Source organism: Rhodopirellula halodulae, assembly GCF_020966775.1.
Classification (GTDB): Bacteria; Planctomycetota; Planctomycetia; order Pirellulales; family Pirellulaceae; genus Rhodopirellula; species Rhodopirellula halodulae.
This window is the reverse complement of sequence record NZ_JAJKFV010000012.1, coordinates 1-18,218: the sequence shown is the minus strand read 5'-3', so window position 1 is coordinate 18,218 and position 18,218 is coordinate 1. Positions and strand designations below refer to the sequence as shown.

General features: G+C 56.4%; 12 protein-coding genes. 5 read left to right on the top strand and 7 right to left on the bottom strand.

Features of this window, described 5'->3' with window-relative positions:
- Positions 1-230: 230 nt before the first annotated feature.
- Positions 231-581 (top strand): TFIIB-type zinc ribbon-containing protein, encoded by a 351-nt coding sequence (locus tag LOC70_RS24485; protein ID WP_230253672.1) that lies wholly within the window; start codon positions 231-233, stop codon positions 579-581.
- 1,934 nt (positions 582-2,515) lie between these two features.
- Here LOC70_RS24485 and LOC70_RS11235 read toward each other — a convergent pair.
- The 3 genes from LOC70_RS11235 to LOC70_RS11225 form a co-directional block, all read right to left on the bottom strand.
- Positions 2,516-3,811, bottom strand: coding sequence for an outer membrane protein assembly factor BamB family protein (locus LOC70_RS11235; protein WP_230253671.1), 1,296 nt, complete (start codon positions 3,809-3,811; stop codon positions 2,516-2,518).
- A gap of 215 nt (positions 3,812-4,026) precedes the next feature.
- Complete coding sequence (locus LOC70_RS11230; protein ID WP_230253670.1) at positions 4,027-4,704, bottom strand: PH domain-containing protein; 678 nt, start codon at positions 4,702-4,704, stop codon at positions 4,027-4,029.
- 155 nt (positions 4,705-4,859) lie between these two features.
- The gene (locus LOC70_RS11225) at positions 4,860-5,918 is read right to left on the bottom strand and encodes a molybdopterin-dependent oxidoreductase (RefSeq protein ID WP_230253669.1); all 1,059 of its coding nucleotides are present in this window, start codon (positions 5,916-5,918) and stop codon (positions 4,860-4,862) included.
- Between the two features lie 739 nt (positions 5,919-6,657).
- Between LOC70_RS11225 and LOC70_RS11220 the strand changes: the two genes are divergently transcribed.
- Positions 6,658-7,548, top strand: a complete 891-nt coding sequence (locus tag LOC70_RS11220; RefSeq protein ID WP_230253668.1) for a LysR family transcriptional regulator — start codon at positions 6,658-6,660, stop codon at positions 7,546-7,548.
- A gap of 199 nt (positions 7,549-7,747) precedes the next feature.
- Here the strand turns inward: LOC70_RS11220 and LOC70_RS11215 are convergent, their stop codons facing one another.
- From LOC70_RS11215 to LOC70_RS11205, 3 genes are all read right to left on the bottom strand, one after another.
- Positions 7,748-9,592 (bottom strand): chloride channel protein, encoded by a 1,845-nt coding sequence (locus tag LOC70_RS11215; protein ID WP_230253667.1) that lies wholly within the window; start codon positions 9,590-9,592, stop codon positions 7,748-7,750.
- A 516-nt stretch (positions 9,593-10,108) separates the two neighbouring features.
- The gene (locus LOC70_RS11210; RefSeq protein ID WP_230253666.1) at positions 10,109-11,020 is read right to left on the bottom strand and encodes a cytochrome c; all 912 of its coding nucleotides are present in this window, start codon (positions 11,018-11,020) and stop codon (positions 10,109-10,111) included.
- 671 nt (positions 11,021-11,691) lie between these two features.
- On the bottom strand, positions 11,692-12,129 hold the full coding sequence (locus LOC70_RS11205; RefSeq protein WP_230253665.1) for a bis(5'-nucleosyl)-tetraphosphatase: 438 nt from the start codon (positions 12,127-12,129) through the stop codon (positions 11,692-11,694).
- Between the two features lie 580 nt (positions 12,130-12,709).
- Between LOC70_RS11205 and LOC70_RS11200 the strand changes: the two genes are divergently transcribed.
- The 3 genes from LOC70_RS11200 to glnD all read left to right on the top strand — a co-directional run bounded on the left by LOC70_RS11200 (position 12,710) and on the right by glnD (position 16,402).
- Positions 12,710-13,306, top strand: coding sequence for a cob(I)yrinic acid a,c-diamide adenosyltransferase (locus tag LOC70_RS11200; protein ID WP_230253664.1), 597 nt, complete (start codon positions 12,710-12,712; stop codon positions 13,304-13,306).
- A gap of 75 nt (positions 13,307-13,381) precedes the next feature.
- Entirely contained in the window at positions 13,382-13,741 is a 360-nt protein-coding gene (locus LOC70_RS11195; protein WP_255712439.1) for a P-II family nitrogen regulator, read from the top strand.
- Between the two features lie 9 nt (positions 13,742-13,750).
- The gene (glnD, locus tag LOC70_RS11190; protein ID WP_230253662.1) at positions 13,751-16,402 is read left to right on the top strand and encodes a [protein-PII] uridylyltransferase; all 2,652 of its coding nucleotides are present in this window, start codon (positions 13,751-13,753) and stop codon (positions 16,400-16,402) included.
- A gap of 51 nt (positions 16,403-16,453) precedes the next feature.
- Here glnD and LOC70_RS11185 read toward each other — a convergent pair whose 3' ends face one another.
- On the bottom strand, positions 16,454-17,485 hold the full coding sequence (locus tag LOC70_RS11185) for a WD40/YVTN/BNR-like repeat-containing protein (protein ID WP_230253661.1): 1,032 nt from the start codon (positions 17,483-17,485) through the stop codon (positions 16,454-16,456).
- Positions 17,486-18,218 lie beyond the last annotated feature (733 nt).

The following is an 18,218-nucleotide window of genomic DNA, read 5'->3' as shown; positions in this document are numbered from 1 at the left end:
CCAGGAAGGTAATTTCGCGGACGGATCCTTTGTCGGCAGAAATCCTCGGCGACACCATCCATGAATTGCAACTCTTGCGGCGCCCCTGTCACCCAGTTCGGACGTGCGGGGCGATATCAGTGCACGTATTGTTCACGTTCTTCCGACATCAACCCATCGGAAGCTTCCCTCGATCAACTCGTATTGACGGGGAACCCGAGTTAACGGGGAACCCGAGTGAGACGCCATGTGTGACCTGTGCCAACTCCATGTTGGAGTTTGGATCGTTGGGGAGTTTCGCGGTAGAAGGTTGCCGACGGTGTCACGGCGTTTTGTTGAAACGCCCCGTCTTTGCGATGTTGGTTCAAGAACGGCGACAAGCTTACACAGGGCCGGATCGTGTGGGCGAGTTTGACCCGGCGCTGGATGGTCCGCGTGATCACCATTCTCGTCTGACCTGTCCCACTTGTTGCGTCGCGATGGATTCGTTCTTTTACGCTGGCCCTGGTCGTGTGGCAATTGATTCTTGCGATCGTTGCGAAAGCGTGTGGTTGGACCATGGTGAATTAAGTGCGATCACCGAAGCCCCCGGTGTCCGCTGAAGGAAGACAACTAAATGGGAAGCTTCCGTGTTACGAACTGACGCTACGTTCCGGATAGGAAGTTCGAGTGATAACCAGTGGTCGATCGACCAAGTAGCCGAAGTGCGTTAGCACCGGTTGTTGGCGCTGTTCTCGGTCGAGGTCTAATTGGCCTTCGTAGGCCGTACCGAGCGAAGCGAGCTACGGCAAGGGGCTGGGTGTTGCTTGGGAGTGCAGTGTCGTTTGATAGTTCGGCGAAGGCCGAGTATGCAGCGGCCAACCGCGGCTAACGCCGATCGGCTATGACGAGGAATGGTGCGTCGAGCGATGACGATGGATCGAGCGACCACGTAGCCGATGTGCGTTAGCACCGGTTATCGATGCTGTTCTCTGCCGACTTCTTAATTGGCCTTTGTAGGCCGTACCGAGCGAAGCGAGCTACGGCATGGGACTGGGGGCTGCTTGGGAATGCTCTGTCGTGCGATGGATCGGTGAAGGCCGAGTAGATAGCGGCCAACCGCGGCTAACGCCGATCGGCTATGACGGGGAATGGTGCGTCGAGCGATGGCGCATGATCGAGCGACCACGTAGCCGAAGTGCGTTAGCACCGGTTGTTGGCGTTGTTTTCTGCGGACATCGAGATGGCCTTTGTAGACCGTACCGAGCGAAGCGAGCTACGGCACGGGTTTGGGGGCTGCTTGGGAATGCTGTGTCGTGCGATGGTTCGGCGAAGGCCGAGTATGCAGCGGCCAACCGCGGCTAACGCCGATCGGCTATGACGAGGAATGGATGGTGCGTAGCTCGATGACGCATGATCGATCGACCAAGTAGCCGAAGTGCGTTAGCACCGGTTGTTATCGCTGTTTTCTGCGGACATCGAAATGGTTTTTGTAGGCCGTACCGAGCGAAGCGAGCTACGGCATGGGACTGGGGGCTGCTTGGGAGTGCTTTGTCGTTCGATAGATCGGCGAAGGCCGAGTCTGTAGCGGCCAACCGCGGCTAACGCCGATCGGCTATGAGGAGGAATGATTAGTGCGTCGAGCGATGACGCATGATCGAGCGACCACGTAGCCGACGTGCGTTAGCACCGGTTGTTAGCGTTGTTTTCTGCGGACATCGAAATGGCCTATGTAGGCCGTACCGAGCGAAGCGAGCTACGGCATGGGACTGGGGGCTGCTTGGGAGTGCTTTGTCGTTCGATTGATCGGCGAGGGCCGAGTATGCAGCGGCCAACCGCGGCTAACGCCGATCGGCTATGAAGAGAAATGGATGGTGCGTCGCTCGATGACGCATGATCGAGCGACCAAGTAGCCGATGTGCGTTAGCACCGGTTGTTGGCGCTGTTTTCTGTCGAGGTCTAAATGGCCTTCGTAGGCCGTACCGAGCGAAGCGAGCTACGGCAAGGGGCTGGGTGTTGCTTGGGAGTGCTGTGTCGTTTGATAGTTCGGCGAAGGCCAAGTCTGCAGCGGCCAACCGCGGCTAACGCCGATCGGCTATGACGAGGAATGGTGCGTCGAGCGATGATGCAGGATCGAGCGACCACGTAGCCGAAGTGCGTTAGCACCGGTTGTTATCGCTGTTTTCTGCCGACATCGAAATGGTTTTTGTAGGCCGTGCCGAGCGAAGCGAGCTACGGCATGGGACTGGGGGCTGCTTGGGAGTGCTTTGTCGTTCGATGGATCGGCGAAGGCAAGTATGCAGCGGCCAACCGCGGCTAACGCCGATCGGCTATGAAGAGGAATGAGTGGTGCGTCAAGCAATGACGCAGGATCGAGCGACCACGTAGCCGACGTGCGTTAGCACCGGTTGTTGAGCTTGTGACGAAAGTGGTGCGTTCGTTGTTAAACGGAGTCTGTCGCGGAATAGTTGGGGACAACTGTTCGACTGTAGGTGTCCGAATTCTTGACGAATTTGGCTATGACGTTCTCACTGCGTACGCGTGATACCGGCACAACTCATTCTTCGATCCGGTAAATCGCATTGGCGGTTCGTATCAGCAACGCGTTTCCATCAACGGCCATCGACGCGAGCGTTCGTTCACCCAAATCGTTCTCCGCCAGAACTTCGTAGTCACGGCCCGTCGCGATCACTGTGGTCAGGCCTGCTTCGTCGGTGTAGTAGATTCTGTTGTCGACCAAAATCGGAGACGCCGAAAAACCACCACCAACTCGCTTTTTGTAGATCATCTCGCCCGCGGCCGCTTCCACGCACATCGCGATGCCATCATCGCTGATGGAGTAGATCAAACCGTCTTGAGCCAACATGGATGGCGTGTGGGGAACGTTGCGACGCAACGACCATTTGAGATGCGTTTCCGTCACGTCACCCTGGCCGGTCGGATCAATTGCCAACATGCTAGGCGAATCGTAGCTGGTGGAAAGAATGACCAGTCCAGCGTGGTAGATGGGTTTGGGAATGACGGAATATCCCGTGTATCGCACCTGCCAAATCACGTCGCCACCGACCGGATCCAACGCAAGGACGCAATCGCTGCCCGGAGCAATGACCTGGGTCCGCCCGTTGACGTTGATCACCAACGGGGTGCAGAACGAAAATTTCCGATCGGCATCAACGGGACGAGCGGTCTCCCAAGCAACCTTGCCCGTCGTCGTGTCCAATGCCACGACTTTGGGGTCTTTTAAACCATCGCAGGTGAAGATCAGCCGGTCGTTCACCAAGACCGGCGTGCCGCCATTTCCGTGCACCGGTTTGAAATACAAATCACGGTTGGTCCAAAGCAGCTTTCCGTCCAAATCGACGCAAGCGGTGCCCTGATAGCCAAAATGCACAAACACACGGTCGCCGGCGACAATCGGTGTTGGGCTGGCGTGCGAATTTTTCTTGTGAATTTTGGGGCTCTTCTCCGCTGTTTGTTGCATCAACGCAACCGTCTTCAACAGCGTTCCGCTCTGTGCATCCAGGATTAGCAGCGAAAGATGGAAGTTCGTTGCTTCCTCATTGTCTTCGCCATCCATCGGAATGGCGGCGGAAAGATAGATCCGTCCTTTCGAAACCACGGGGGACGACCAACCTTGCCCGGCAAGGGAAGTCCGGAATGCGACGTGGTGCTCCGATGACCACTCAATTGGAACGTCGCTTCCAGGTTCCGCGATCCCGTCACCGGAGGGCCCGCGAAAGCGATACCAATCGGATGATTGAGCGAGCGTGGAATGCCAAAGAATACTTCCGCACGCCAGCAAGATAGCGATCAAGCTGTTGGCAGAACGTCCGAATCGAAATGGCTTGTCCATGCAAAACCACGACAGAATGACTTGAGGAACGGCGGGCGGGGTGTGATGAAGTCCGCCAGGTCTGATTCACATGCGCACATGATAGCCGACTTGCCACCGGCGAAGGACGTCCCTGTTCCTGCGTTTGGCAAGGTGCCCATGAACGAGGGTTGACGCCTTTTCAGGAACCCGTGCCACATCATTCGAAGTTCGGATCTGGCACGAGAGGGCAGACGTCACTGACGTTTGCGAATGAATTCAATGACATTCTTGGGCGATGGGATGTCGTGGATCACGATTTCCATTTCGTCTTGACCAGAACTGGAGATTGCGATGTCGCCGAAGTTGAGCAGACGTTCCACGACGTTTTGATCCAACTTCACGTTGCGAACGTCATCATGCCTCAGTTCACTGGTTTCGCGTTGGACAATCCCATAACGATAGATCAGACGCTCGTTTGTCAAAGAGAGAGACTGTGCCCGACTTTCAATCAACCATTTCCCGATGAAGCCCATCGCAATCACCGCAGCAATGCCACAGGCAATCAGCACCGTTGTTGCAGCGAAGCCAAATACGGCCTCGCCCAGCAAGGCAAATCCAATTGCGATCGTGGACACGCTAAGAATGACGAGGCAGAGAAGAGTTCCGAAGAAGTGGCGGCGAAGAACCACGGGGTGAACAACGTGTTCGATGGCTTCGGTTTCCGCCACATCGGAAGCATCGATGACATGTTCTGCGTCCACCTGCTCAGCGGGAATCGGATGAGCCTTGGGGGGAACCAACTCGAAAGGACGATCACAAGAAGGGCAGTCAATGGTCTCGCCAACACGGTGTTCGTCGACGCGTACCGAGGCCTCGCACATGGGGCATCGATAAGTCAGCGTTGCTTCTTCTTCGGTGAGTTGAGAAACCATTGATTCGGCCTTTCTGTGAGGGGCTTTCTGCCATTCCTTTCTTGCTGTTTGCAGGTGTATCAAGTGCAAAGCTCGCGCCGAATGGAATCGGTTTGCGAATTCACAATGCCGCAAACTGCCAGCGAACGTTGGGCCGATCAACTGAAGCCGAAATTTCACTCGCTTTTGAGTGAGCGTAAGACAAATTGCTTTTGTTCTTCAACCAAGGCATCGAGGGAAGCGATGTCAATCCGTGTGGTCATGTCAATCACGGCAGGCCGCGATGTTCTGTCGCGGTGTTCTTCGTTGGAAGCGGAATCGCTCGGTGGGAAGAAGGTGCACCCAAAAAGTGAAGCTCCATGAAGGGTACATTCTCGCAAGTCAGCACCTGAAAAGTCCGCACCTTCCAAGTCGGCGTTGCTGAAATCCGACGAGCGAAGATCTGCGTCGTTCAACTTGGCGTTGGAAAGATTTGCGTCCCGGAAGTCGGCGCGTTGCAATGTACAGGATCCAAAGTCGGCATCTCGCAGCAACGCTTCCGTCGCCATCAATCCAGTGAGGTCTCGGTGGGCGGCGTGGATGCCCCGTAGGTTTTGGTTGCGAAAGTCTCGGGATTCGAGGACTCTGGCGGCGGCTTGTTTGGTCAACGTGGGGGCCATGTAGCGTTGTTCACGCCAGGGATCCGCACCGTTGTGATAGCCCGCTTCGGATTCCCAGTATCCCAGACGTTCTTCGGCCAAGAACTCAAAGCGCTGGATCCATTTCACGCTCTTGTAAAAGTACTTGCCGGGCACCACCATCCGCATCGGACCACCATTTTCCGTCGGCAATGCTTTGCCTTCCGCTTCGAACGCGATCAGCGGATCGAGCTGCAGAACCTCGTCCAACGGAAGCGAAGTGGAATGGTTGCGTTCACTTCGGGCAACGAACGAAACGAATTGAGCGTCGCTTGTCCAAATGGGGCAGTCGGACACGTGCAGCAAATCAAGCAGACGCACGCCCGTGAACGTCATCGCCGGTTTGGACCAACGTGTGACACAGTGCACGTCGATTTGCCGGGTGCTTTGCGGCATTGAACCGAGTTGATCCAGTGTGAACTTCAGTGGGCGGGTCACACATCCCGTGATCTCCAGCGTCCAAGGAGTCGTCGTGTCGCCGGGACTCCGTTCGCCGACCACCGGCCACCGGTCGCCTCGTACCAATTGCTGATTCGGTGGGAGAGGAGATTGGGGCATGAACGTTTGAGACTCTGCGTGAAGGGGAGGTGCAACCATTTGCGTCTGCTGCGCAGCCGGATCATACCGAAGTTTTGCAGGTTGGATATAAGAGGATCTCAATCGCCTTGCTCGGAGAACGCATTCGACGAACGTTCAATGTCGGTCTGTGGTGCCTGCTAAGTAGTCGATGATGGCGGTAGGTGGGCACTGAGGTGCGCCACCAATCGGCACGGTGCGTCGAGTGATGAGGAATGGTCGAGCGACCGCGTAGCCGATGTGCGTTAGCATCGGTTGTTGGCGCTGTTCTCTGTCGAGGTCTAATTGGCCTTCGTAGGCCGTACCGAGCGAAGCGAGCTACGGCAAGGGGCAGGGTGTTGCTTGGGAGTGCTGTGTCGTGCGATGGATCGGCGAAGGCCGAGTAGGCAGCGGCCAACCGCGGCTAACGCCGTTCGGCTATGAAGAGGAATGGATGGTGCGTCGAGCGATGAGGAACGGTCGAGCGACCGAGGAGCCGATGTGCGTTAGCACCGGTTGTCCGGAAGGATTTGCGGTGGAGTGCTGTTCGGCGAAACGGAGTCTGTCGCGGAACCGGTGGGGACAACTGTTCGACTCTGGACTCCGAATTCTGGACAAATTCGGCGACGGGTGACGTTGATTCGATCCGTTTCTTGGGCGGGGCGTTGCGGGGATGGTTGCTCGTGCGTCATCTTGCGAGCATTCGATCGTCACTTTCTCTCGTTTCTTTCGCGACATTTCGATGGACATTGATCAACTGAAGTATTTCCAGAGCGTCGCGGAAACGAAAAGCTTCACGGAAGCAGCGGCGCGGATGAACTTGTCGCAACCCGCGCTCAGTCGATCGATCCAGCGGCTGGAAGAAGAATTTGGGCAACCGTTTTTTGAACGCAAACCGCGATGCGTCGAGCTCACCGATGCGGGGTTGCTGTTCCAACGCAGCGCGACACAAATTTTGCGGATCGTCGAAGACGCCAAAGCGGAAATCTCAGACGACGGCGAAACGGGCAAGATACGCGTGGGTGCGATTCCGACGATCGCTCCGTATTTCTTACCGGATCTCTTGCGACAATTCTCGGATGAGTTTCCCCGCTCTCATTTGATCGTGCACGAGAACACGACCGATGAACTGCTGAAACGGATCAAACAGGGCGAAATTGACTTGGCGATTCTGGCGGAACCCATCACGGAGAAATACGTGGAGGTGAAGCCGTTGTTGGAAGAGGAATTGTATCTGTTGCTGCCACCTCAACATGCTCTTTGTGAAAAGAAGCAGATTCGGTTGGAGGATGTGGAAGAGGAGTCGTTTGTGATGCTCGACGAAGCACACTGTTTATCGGAGAACATTCATTCGTTCTGTCGTCAACGTTCGATCTTGCCGGTTGCGGTGGAGCGAGCGAACCAATTGGCCACGGTCCAAGAATTGGTGTCGTTGTCACATGGCATTTCGATGATCCCCGCCATGGCGCGTCGGCTGGATCGCAGCAAACGACGGGTGTACCGTTCGTTCACGAAGCCGCGACCGTCTCGAACGTTGATCTGCGTCACGAACCCGTACCGGTTTCAAAGCCGTCTGTTTCGCGAATTTCGTGAACGGTTGTGTTCGTACGCTAGATCATTCGGCGAGGGGTGAGGGGCGCGTCGCAACGGTGCGGTGGGCGAGACGAGTGTCGGGAAGTTGGTTCGTTGAGCGATAAGCAACGCACGATTTGGGTGGTGCGGTTGTGGAGACCTCGCTTTGTTCCAAAGCATCGGTCGGGGCGTCAGGTGAGACCTGACCTACGGGGAGTGGTCGGCAGGTACGCCGGGGAGCGGCGGGGACGCGTGTGATGTTAGGACTCGGCGGCGGTTTGTTTGTGTTCCATCAAACGGCGGTTGTAGGCGGAGATCGTTTCTTTGCGTCGCAGCATGCCTAAGAATTTGCCAGGTTCGTCCGCGTCGATCACGGGAAGCTCTTCCAGGTTGAGCGAGGTAAATCGTTTGAGCGCGGTGTTGAGATCGTCGTCTGGTGTGACGCTGACCAGTTTGGTGGTCATCACGTCGGCAGCGACGGCGAGTCGCCAGATGGAATCGTTGAACAGATACGTCCGAACGTCGTCGTCGCTGAAAATGCCGACAATCCGTTTTTGATGATCGATGACGGGGAAGTAGTGCTGTTGGTTGTCGGCCAAGCAGTGCACAATTTCATCCAGCGTGGTGGCTTCCGGGATCAGGATGACTTTGCGTTTGGGGTCAAAAACGTCACCGACTTTGAGGCCTTCCAAAACGTCAATGATGAAGTCACCTCGGTGAGCTTTCGAATCCATTCGCGTGGGGACTTGCGAGTGATACAGACGCCATCGACTGCACATCACAAAGGTCAACGTGGTCACGAGCATCGTCGGTACCAGCAGACCGAAGTCGCCGGTCAAGGCACGCACCATGATGATCGTCGAAATGGGAGCTCGCGCGACGCCGGCGAAGAAGCCCGCGGTGCCAACGACGGCGTAGGCTTCGGGTTGTGTGACGACACTCGGAAACAGGCTTTGAAAACCGAGACCGATCGCGGCACCCAAGCATCCGCCGATGACCATCGAGGGACCGAACACACCGCCCGAGCCTCCGGATCCGATGGTCAATGCGGTCGTCGCGATCTTGACGAACACAATCAACAGCAACATCGGGATGCCCAACTGGGACGCTTCCGTCAATGCAACTTGCAGTGTTCCATAGCCGGTTCCAAGCACACCCAAAACATTGGCGTCGTTGCCGAGCGATCGAAACAGCCCGATCCCGACCAGGCCCGCGAGTGCGGCACCGATGGCGGGTTTGACGTGCGGCCACAACGGCAATTTCCGAAACCCGTCTCGGGTTTGATAAAACAGTTTGACGTAGACCAGGCCGACTAGGGTCACGGCCACCGCCAACAAGCTGTAGGGCAATAGCTCCAGCGGCGACGTCAACGTGTGATGAAGCGTGTCACCGAATAACGGGAGGAACCGAATTTCCGGCGGCAATGACTGAGTGAACAGACTGTACGCAACGATCGATGCGGTGGCGGACGGCACGATCACGTCGGCTTCCATGTCCGCGTCGCTGTAAAGGATTTCGGCTGCGAACACGGCGCCCGCTAAAGGGGCTTTGAAGATCGCTCCGACGCCAGCGCCCATGCCGGCGGCCATCAAAATCCTGCGATCACGAGGGGACAAATTCAAACGATCGGCCAGCAATGCCCCCAATCCAGCGCTGACTTGCGAAATCGGGCCTTCGCGACCACCGGATCCCCCAGTGCCCAACGTGATTGCGGAGGCGATGGTTTTGACCCAGGGGATGCGAGCCCGGATTTTGCCGCGTTTGTTGTGAAAGGCATCGATGACCGCGTCGGCCCCCGATCCTTCGGCTTCGGGTGCAAAGAAGTGCACAATCATGCCGCTGACCAAACCGCCCAGCGTCATCACCAGGACCAGCATCCACGGTGAGAAAACACTGTCGGGTGGAAGCGTAACGGCTTCTTCGCCAGCGGCCTCCATCGGTGCGTAGCCGCTAAGCGGAACCATCACGTAGCGAACCACCAAACGTCCCAAGCGGTCGAAGACGATGGCACCGAGTCCCGCCATCACTCCGACAATGGTTGCCAGCACGATCCACCGTCCTGAGGATTGCCCGAAGGCTTCCAGATACTTGCGGATCGTGTTCACAAGGCAGCGTTGGTGTGCGTTGGTCTCGTCGAGGAAGTGGTGGAGAGCACGCGGGACAATTTCGCATGAGAGGAAACGCCGCGTCCGTCAACAAGGCGGTATTAAACGGCCAAGACGTGAGAATTTCCAGGACCGAAAAGAGAAGTTCGGCACGATTCCACGAGTTGTTTGATTCCCTTGGCGGGAGTCATGAAGGTTTCGCGAGAAGATGTTGGCGGCAGGAGTCGGTGTGGCGTTGGTCGTGGATGACGACCGCTCGAGAGACTAAGTAGCCGCCGTGCGTTAGCACCGGTTGTTGGGATTGGTTTGGGGTGGAGTGTTTCTTGGTCGGGCGGCGTTGGTACCGGAACAGTTGGGGACAACTGTTCTACTTTGGCGTCCGAATTCTTGACGAATTCGGCTACGGGGGTTTTCTTGAAGAATTCGGCGACGGGGTTTGTTGAACCACGCGGACATTGGTGGCGTCGCACGTCCGAAGTGGCGGACACTCCGTAGGGCGTGGGGGGCCTGGTTTGCCTATCGATATTGCTCGTGGCAATTCGCACAGCTTTGCGAGACTTCTCCGACCGATGATCGCACGCCGTCCCAATCTTGGCGTTCGATGGCTCGTACGATTCCGCTGGCGGCGCTGGTCATTCCGCGACTGAGTTCGGCGTAGTCCGGGTCGTCGTAGTCATCCATCCCTTCTTGCACCAACACTTCGCCTAACATGGCCAACAGTTCGGATTCACGTTTCACGGCATCCAAGTTCTCTTGCGTGGTCGCAGCGTCCCGTGTGTGATCACCCAGTGTGTCCAGCAATTGCTCCGCGTATTCCATCAACGGCGAGCGATCGGCAATCATCGACCACTCGTTGGTCTCTTCGGGTGGCTGAGCGGACGTGATGCTGGAACCGCTGACCAGATCCTGCAGATCGGCCTTGCGTAACTTGGCTTCGTTGTAGACCTGGGTCGATCCAGCGGCGCTGTTGCGGGCGGTGCGAGCCAAGACGTCTCGCGCGACCGGTGCATCGGTTTTCCATCGCACGTCTTCCGCGTGTTCCGTGATGACGGCGAACAAAGTGGCCAAGACGGAGAGGTTCAAACGAGCGTCCTGGTAACCGCCGCCGTTGAATGCACCGGGGGTGGTGATGACGGAATCGTAGCGGAGCTTGACCCGTTTGATTTCATCTTCCAAGGAAGGTGCCGAGATCAATTTGGCCCACTGCGTTCCACTGCCACCGCTGTCTTCCGATGCAGTTTGTTGTTCCGCGATGGCTTTTTCGACGCCAGCCGAACGCAACGAAGACAACGACGGACGCTCGCCACGAAAGGCGTCGGATGGGTTGGCAAAGAAGACACGCGAGACTTCGTCGGTGTCGAATTGCGGCGGTCGGGCTCGTTGTTCTTGGGCGACGGTGACGGATGAGCCAACCAAAAGAGTCAGCATTGCACAAGCGAAACCCGTGGTCGCGTTGCGAAGCGAGCCGACGTGCCGGAAGAGCAATTGGGTTGGAGAGGCGTGCGTTGGCATGAGACCGTGAAAAGTGATGGCGGTGGTCCGACGGTAGGTCCGGTTCCACCGGACGTCAGTCTGATTGTTGTGAGTCTGGTGCTAGCCCGATTCGCGAGCCAACGAGTCAAGGTTCGGTTGATCGGTGAGTGCCCTATTCCACGTGCTGGTAAGGCGATTGCTGTTTAATCAAGATTTCTCGAGCGACTAAATAGCCGATGTGCGTTAGCAACCGTTGTTAGGATTGGTCGGTTGTTGGGACTTGTTCGGGGTGAAGTGTTTCTCGGTGGAGTAGCGTTGGTACCGGAACAGTTGGGGACAACTGTTCTACTCTGTAGTCCGAATTCTTGACGAATTCGGCTACGGGATCTGTCTTGTGTTGGTGTGGCGATGGTTTGGCTTGCGACGGCTCGAGCGACTAAATAGCCGATGTGCGTTAGCACCGGTTGTTGGATTGGTTTGGGGTGGAGTGTTTCTCGGTGGAGTAGCGTCGGTACCGGAACAGTTGGATCAACTGTGCCACTCTGGAGTCCGAATTCTTGACGAATTCGGCTACCGGGGGACTTTCTCGACGAATTGGGCTACGGGGGCTTTCCTGACAAATTCGGCTACGAGGTCTGAAGGTGAGTCGCGACGGCGGCTAGCAGCGGGTCGATGGTTTGCGTTTGGATTTGATGCGGTGGAGACCAAGTCCACCAACGGGACAGTTCGTGCTCCGTCGGTTTGATTTTAACGACTTGCGGAACGAAGGCCAAAAAGTAACGCACGTGTTTTTGGAACGTTTGTCCTGGGTGCTTGCGATAGGTGACCGGATAGTGCAGGTCAAAATGAAAATCCGGATCAAACCGACATTGGTCGGCTCGCAAACCGGTTTCTTCTTCCAGTTCCCGTTTGGCTGCGGTCAAAAAGTCTTCGCCTTCGTCGCAATGGCCCTTGGGCAAATCCCAGCGATCGGGGTGACGCATCAGGAGAAAGTGGGGCGTGGTTTCTTCGGTCAGGAGAAGGACGCCGCCTGCGCAGACGGATGGAGGTTTTGAATTGGTCATCTGAGGTGTGGTGTTGTTTGGGGCATCGGCTTGCGACGGCTCGAGCGACCAAATAGCCGACGTGCGTTAGCACCGGTTGTCGGAATTGGTTTCGGGTGGAGTGTTTCGCGGTTGAGCGGAGTTGGTACCGGAACAGTTGGGGACAAGTGTTTGAGTCTGGTGTCCGAATTCTTGACGAATTCAGCTACGGGGGATTTCTTGACGAATTCGGCGACGAATTTTGTCTTGTAATGGTGTGGCGTTGGTTGTGTTCCCGACGTGCTCGAGCGACCGAATAGCCGACGTGCGTTAGCACCGGTTGTTGGAATTGGTTTCGGGTGGAGTGTTTCTTGGTTGGCGGCGTTGGTACGGGAACAGTTGGGGACAACTGTTCGACTCTGGTGTCCGAATTCTTGACGAATTCGGCTACACGGGGCTTTCTAGACGAATTCGACGACGGGGTTTGTGGGCAGTGGTTTGCGGCACGTGCTGGTGTGGGGTTTGTGGAGGGCTAAGATGTTGCCGGTCGGTGTTGGGCAATGCTCTTGTTGTCGTTTCACCGTGAATGTGTACGTCGTTTGTCGTCGACTTTGGATGGTTCATGAAAATTTACACCCGCACCGGAGACTCGGGGACCACTGGGTTGTTTGGTGGGCCTCGCGTTGCAAAGGATGACTCGCGGATCGAAGCCTACGGCACCGTGGACGAATTGAATGCGTCGCTGGGGATCATTCGTGCAGCGATCGATTTGCAAACGCAACAACCTTGTGATGAATCCGTCCAATGCGGCTTGTCGGCGTTGGATGCGAAGATCGTGCAAGTTCAACACGAGTTGTTTTCGATCGGTGCGGAACTCGCCTCGCCCCACCCAGACCAGTTCGATCTTCGCGTGATCGGCCAGCCCCACATTCAACGGATGGAAGAGTGGATCGATACTGCCGAACGAGACTTGCCACCACTGAAGCAATTCATCTTGCCGGGCGGATCGATGGTCGCGTCCCAGATCCATTACTCACGTGCGGTTTGCCGGCGAGCGGAACGTCGGGTGATCTCGCTGGCCGATGCCGTGCAATCCGAGACGCCGATCAGTGATTCAGTCATCATTTATCTGAATCGATTGAGCGATTGGTTGTTCGTCGCGTCGCGTTGGGTGAACCAAATTGCGGCTGTTCCCGAGCAAATCTGGGAAAAACCGTGAGATCTCTCGCGTTGGCAGTGCCCGTCTGGTTCAATGGCGTCGCGGGTGTACAATGACCGGAAATTCTCTGTTCGCATGTTTGTCGGAGCGCCTCCTGTGAAAAAAGTCGAAGCCATTGTTCGTCACTTCAAACTCGAAGACGTCAAGAATGCGTTGACCGAGCAGGGAATTCACGGGATGACCGTGAGCGAAGTCCGAGGCTTCGGCCGCCAAAAAGGACACACGGAGATCTACCGCGGCACGGAATACGCGATTGACTTCGTTCCCAAAGTGAAAATCGAAGTCATCTGCACCGGTGACAATCTGCAGACCGTCATCGACACGATCCTGCAAACGGCACAAACCGGTCAAATCGGTGACGGAAAGATCTTTGTTTCCAACTTGGAAGAAGCGGTTCGCATCCGCACCGGAGAACGCGGCGAAGAAGCCCTGTAATTCTCCCTGATGGCGTCCTCTGGTTCACTCCCCTCGTTGGCGCGGCAATGCCGTGACCGACTGAAAGATGGGCGCGGTCGCATCGAGTCTCGATTTCGAGCCGGTTTGCCCAGTGTCCAGACGGCGACCGCGCTGACAGATCTCTACGACGAGGTCGTTCGAAAGATTTGGGATGCATCGCTGGAGCGTGCCGCGTCCCAAGTCCGGCCTTCTCAGCTTGCTCAATTGACGTTGGTCGCACACGGGGGTTACGGACGCCGCGATTTGTCTCCGTACAGCGACGCGGATTTGATGTTGCTGACGCCACGCCGAAGTGCCGCCGCTGCGGCTCAGGTTGCCAGCACTCTGGTTCGAGACATCACGGATGCGGGCATCGATTGCGGGTTTTCGGTCCGCACGCCACGAGAATGCTGCACGCTGGCTTGGTCGGATCCAAAGATCTACACGTCGCTGACGGAATCGCGTTATTGCTTTGGGAGCGAAGCGACCTTCGATCGTTACTTTGACCGCTTCCGAGCCGCTGCCCGACGCCGTCGGAATTTTTTGAATCATCAAGCCCTCGAGGCTCGGCGCGAGGAACGGCACAAATGGGGCGAGACGAACTACTTGCTGCGTCCCAATGTCAAACGCTCTCGGGGAGGTTTGCGTGACATTCAATTGGTTCGCTGGTTGGGCTTTTCCAGCTATGGGGCGACCAGTTTGGAGCAGCTTCACAAGTTGAATGCTTTGTCGGAAGAAGACTTCGGCACACTTCGTCGCGCTCATGCATTCATGCTGCGATTGCGACATGAATTGCACTTTCGAGCCAAACGGGCACAAGACGTCTTGGACCGGCCCACGCAATTGGACATTGCCGAAGATTGGGGCTACCAAGGCCGGTTGGGTGTGTTGCCGGTGGAAGACTTCATGCAAGACTATTTCGAACACACACGAGGTGTTCGATACGTCGCCGCGTATTTCCACGACGACACGCGGATCCGTTCGCGAGCGAAGGGGGCGATCGAATCGGTTGTCTCCAAACGCATCGACGACCGAATTCGAATGGGGCCGACTCACATCTGGGTAAAAGCCGTGGCATTGGACGCGTTTGCTCAGTCGTTACCGGATGTGTTGCGATTGATCCAGCTTGCCAATCGCTATTCTCGCCGAATCGCGCACCCCACATGGCAGGCGATCCGCAAGTCGATGCAGGAACGCGAAACGGGATCGCCCGACCCGGAAAGCGTGCGAGCGTTCTTGGAACTTCTTGGTGAATCTGGACGATTGGCATCGTTGCTGCGTCGGTTGCACGAACTGCGAATCATCGAACAACTGATTCCCGCGATGGAACGTTGTCGCGGGTTGTTGCAGTTCAACGCTTATCACAAATACACCGTCGACGCGCACTGCATCCGCGCGGTGGAAGCCGCCACGGATTTCGAAGAAGCCGAAACGTCGATGGGGCGGCGGTATCGTCGTCTGAAAGACAAGACGCTGCTGCACCTGGCATTGCTGATTCACGATCTAGGCAAAGGCTACGAAGAAGATCACAGCGAAGTGGGGCGCCGCATCGCGTTGGAAGTCGCCGATGCGTTTGGCATGAGTGCGGAAGACAAGGACACGTTGCAGTGGTTGATCCATCGTCATTTGTTGATCAATGAGGTCGCGTTTCGTCACGACCTAAACGATCCGGAAGTCGTCCACAAATTTGCTGTCGAAGTCGGCTCCATCGCACGATTGGAATTGCTGCTGATTCACACGGTCGCGGATTTGCAGGCGGTCGGTCCAGACGTGCTGAACGATTGGAAGATGGGGCTGATCGAAGACCTCTACCTACGGGCACGACGCTATTTCGAAACTGGGAACCTGCCCGGTGAGAACGAATTGGACTTGGATTCCAAGATCGAACAAGTTGGCGTGGCTTTGGGTGAGAAAGACGCCGATCCGTCGTTGATCCAGTTCGCTCGTGAAATGCCGCTGTCATTGTTGCGTCAGCATTCCACCGAAGACTTGATTCACGAATTGCATCAAGTCGGAGAATGGTTGTCGCAGAATCCGGGCTGCTATTGCACGGGCGCGGTCGATCCTGCTGCGTCGGCGGTGCGTTACACGATCGTCTTGCGTTTGGGGGAGCAAAGAATTGGGATCTTTGCTCGAATCACGGCCGCGTTCAGCGCATGTGGTTTGTCGATCATGCGAGCCAACGTGGAAACGGTCGGGCAAGATTTGCTGTGGGACCAGTTTTGGGTCAACGATCCTGAGTTGAAGCAACGCGAAGCCAACTTACGGATTGACGAAGTGTGCCAAGTGGTTTCGCGGGCGATTGATGAACCCGAATCGGTGATGCCGACGCCTCGTCGAGTGTGGCAAACGCAAGGCGCTCGCGAGCCATCCAGCGTGCTGTTGTTGCCGACGAAGATCGTGTTTGACAACGACACATTCGACCATCAAACGATTCTGTCCATCTTTGCTTACGACCGTCCAGCGTTGCTGTCGAGCATTTCCAAGACGTTGTCGGACATGAATGTTGTGATCCAGTTCGCAAAGATTGACACGCACTTGGACCAGATCGCCGACGTGTTCTATGTGACCAATTTGGACGAGACTCCGATTACCGACTCGGAGCAACAAGAGCAAATTCGAACATCGCTGGTGCAAGCAATCGGCGAGATGCCGAACTGATTTCTATCTGAGCTGCAAAGGCTGACGGGGAAACGTCTACGCTCTGCTCGATCAAGGATTTGCAAGCGTCAATCGGCCAAAGCGTCCTTCCGAGCCACATGCAAAAACTTCGGTGTCACCGATCGCGAGTGCATGAAAACCGGTGGAGGCGATTGCACGCCAGAGATCGCCGTCGTTCGAAATGTCGGTGCCTTCTGGTCCAACGGCAATTAGGTTCCCGGAAAGGACACTGTTCGGCGGCGTCACGATCAATGCACTGCGAAAGCCGCCGGGTTGAGTTTGCATGACTCGCCAACTGACGCCTCCGTCGTGACTGATGCAACCAGTGACGGGTGAGGGCTCGCTGACGCGGTAGTCGCCACCGACGCAGATGACGATCGACGATTGGGGATGCTTTTTCTGAGGCTTCAGCGTGGTGATCGAAAAAATACCCGAGGTGGAAGAGCTTGGGATGGGGGGCGATGCGGTGGACCATTGGCCGTTCCACTCGGATCGAAAGTACAGCCGGCTCGAGTCGGATTTCGCTCCTCCGGTGCCAAACCAAAGTCGTCCTGAATCGCCAACACAGAGTGATGAGTTGCTGGCGGCAAACGCGGCTTCGCCTTCGCGTGCTTCGGGCAATTGATCGGACACGGAGGTCCAGCTTCGGCCGCCGTCATCGGTTTTGACGACGAGCAGCTTTCCTTCGACCGGATCGCTGAACGCAATGCCGTGTTTGGAATCCCAAAAGGACATGGCGTCAAGGAAAGCGGCAGGTGAAGACGCCCGATAAGTTTCGGTCCAGGTCATTCCGCCATCGACGGTTCGCAGCAACACTGCGGGAGTTCCCGCACTTGCAATGCAAGCATGTTGGTCATCAAACGCATGTACGCATCGAAGTTCCAGATCGCCGTGATTGGTTGGACCGCAAGACGTCCAGGTTTGTCCCCCGTCTGTCGAGCGAATGACGGTGGCGTCCGAACCGCTGGCCCAGATGACTCGATCGTCCACGGCGGACAGCCCACGCAGGCTGGCGGTGACACCGGTCTCGGTTACGTGCCACTGAACGGCAGCCAAATCGGCTCCGACGCAAACGGAAAACATGACCCAAACGACGACGAGACCACGCAGGCATCGAGCGGTCAAATTTGCCAGCCTATACATTCGGTGAACGAAGTATCTCAATCGTCTCTCCTTCAGTCGCGTCAAAATTTACCATCGTCGTCAGTGGTGCAAGCTGCGTCCCAACAGCCAGTTTTATCATGACCCCAATCGCAAACGAAGGTGCGGGATTGGGGCTAAAAGAACATTCATTTGGTGAAACCGGACCGACGAGGTTTGGTCAACGACCAGTAGGTCAGGCCCCGCCTGACGTTGGTGACTTGGTCGAGCAACGTCGATTCGGTTGGTCGACGCGATGGTGCGAGGGGCGACGCCTCGCTTCTGTCGAAGCATCGGCCGGTGCGTCAGGTGAGACCTGACCTACAAATACCGACCCATCAGGTGAGGCGTGACCGAAGAAGTTGAACGCGTTGGGTGAGCGAGCAGTAGGTCAGGCCTCGCCTGACGTTGGTGACCTGGTCGAGCAACGTCGATTCGGTTGGCCGACGCGATGGTGCGAGGGACCACGCCTCGCTTCTGTCGAAGCATCGACGGGGGCGTCAGGTGAGACCTGACCTACCAATACCGAATCGTCAGGTGAGATATGACCGACGAGGTTGGGTGAGAGGCCAGTAGTAGTTGCTCTATCTCTAATTGTCATGCTTTTGTATGCTCTCGGCATCTCGTACAGGAGGATCAGAGATGCCAGGTACATCAAGGAAGTATGTCGTAGAAT

What these genes read in the sequence shown, in the direction of transcription:
- LOC70_RS11235 (WP_230253671.1), bottom strand. Translation starts at nt 3,811, where the DNA reads ATGGACAAGCCATTTCGATTCGGACGTTCTGCCAACAGCTTGATCGCT.
- LOC70_RS11230 (WP_230253670.1), bottom strand. Translation starts at nt 4,704, where the DNA reads ATGGTTTCTCAACTCACCGAAGAAGAAGCAACGCTGACTTATCGATGC.
- LOC70_RS11225 (WP_230253669.1), bottom strand. Translation starts at nt 5,918, where the DNA reads ATGCCCCAATCTCCTCTCCCACCGAATCAGCAATTGGTACGAGGCGAC.
- LOC70_RS11220 (WP_230253668.1), top strand. Translation starts at nt 6,658, where the DNA reads ATGGACATTGATCAACTGAAGTATTTCCAGAGCGTCGCGGAAACGAAA.
- LOC70_RS11210 (WP_230253666.1), bottom strand. Translation starts at nt 11,020, where the DNA reads ATGCTGACTCTTTTGGTTGGCTCATCCGTCACCGTCGCCCAAGAACAA.
- LOC70_RS11205 (WP_230253665.1), bottom strand. Translation starts at nt 12,129, where the DNA reads ATGACCAATTCAAAACCTCCATCCGTCTGCGCAGGCGGCGTCCTTCTC.
- LOC70_RS11200 (WP_230253664.1), top strand. Translation starts at nt 12,710, where the DNA reads ATGAAAATTTACACCCGCACCGGAGACTCGGGGACCACTGGGTTGTTT.
- LOC70_RS11195 (WP_255712439.1), top strand. Translation starts at nt 13,382, where the DNA reads ATGTTTGTCGGAGCGCCTCCTGTGAAAAAAGTCGAAGCCATTGTTCGT.
- glnD (WP_230253662.1), top strand. Translation starts at nt 13,751, where the DNA reads ATGGCGTCCTCTGGTTCACTCCCCTCGTTGGCGCGGCAATGCCGTGAC.
- LOC70_RS11185 (WP_230253661.1), bottom strand. Translation starts at nt 17,485, where the DNA reads ATGTTTTCCGTTTGCGTCGGAGCCGATTTGGCTGCCGTTCAGTGGCAC.